We start from the raw sequence: 883 nt of genomic DNA on the forward strand, positions 1-883 counted from the left end.
CTCGAGGGGGAGATGGCGGGCCCGCGCCCCCAGTCGTTAGACAGGCGAAAGGTTTCCTTACATAATGCTTAGACATGGGAAAGACTTACGAACGCATCGATGGCCGGCTGCGCGAGTTCATAGAGCGGCAGCCGGTGTTCTTCACCGCGACCGCTCCGCTCAGCGGTGACGGCACCGTCAACCTCTCGCCCAAGGGGCTCTCCGGGTCCTTCGCGGTGCTCGACGAGCAGCGGATCGCGTACCTCGACTTCGCGGGCAGCACGGCCGAGACCATCGCGCACCTGAGGGAGAACGGCCGGATCACGGTGATGTGGTGCGCCTTCCAGGGGCCGCCCAACATCGTCCGGGTGCACGGCAGGGGTGAGCCCGTGTTCCGGGACGACCCGCGGTTCAAGGAGCTGCTCGCGCACTTCCCCGACATCGACCCGACGTTGCACGGACTGCGCGCGATCATCGTCGTGACGGCCGAACTCGTCCGGGACTCCTGCGGATACGGGGTGCCCTTCATGTCGTACGACGAGGACCGCGATCTGCACGGCAAGCGCTTCGCGCGCGAGGACGACGCCTCGCTGGGCGAGTACTTCGCCAAGAAGGAGCACATCGCGCAGAGCATCGACGGCCTGCCCGGGCTCCCCCTCCCCCTGCCGCCGTCCGACTTCTGACAGGGCGGCCCCCGGCCCCCTACCGCAGGGTGGTGTTCTTGTCCGTCCTGTACGTGGCCACCAGCGCGAGGCACATCGCGGCGATGGCGACGCGGCCCGAGGCCTGCAGGAGCGGGCCGCGCAGCAGGATGAACGAGTACCCCGCGACGAGCGGGACCACCACCGAGATCAGGCTGCCGGGCGGTGAGCGGCGGGTGGCGCGCTTGGCGTAGCGGCGGGCG

General features: G+C 69.0%; 1 protein-coding gene and 1 pseudogene. One reads left to right on the forward strand and one right to left on the reverse strand.

From position 1 onward, the window contains the following. Positions 1-74 precede the first annotated feature (74 nt). Positions 75-662: a pyridoxamine 5'-phosphate oxidase family protein gene (locus VR44_RS23240; RefSeq protein ID WP_045949515.1), complete on the forward strand. Its 588-nt coding sequence runs from the start codon at positions 75-77 to the stop codon at positions 660-662. A 19-nt stretch (positions 663-681) separates the two neighbouring features. Here the strand turns inward: VR44_RS23240 and VR44_RS23245 are convergent. Next, positions 682-883 (reverse strand): annotated as a pseudogene (locus tag VR44_RS23245) (hypothetical protein); the annotation flags it as partial.

It is taken from the genome of Streptomyces katrae (assembly GCF_000966975.1).
Classification (GTDB): Bacteria; Actinomycetota; Actinomycetes; order Streptomycetales; family Streptomycetaceae; genus Streptomyces; species Streptomyces katrae.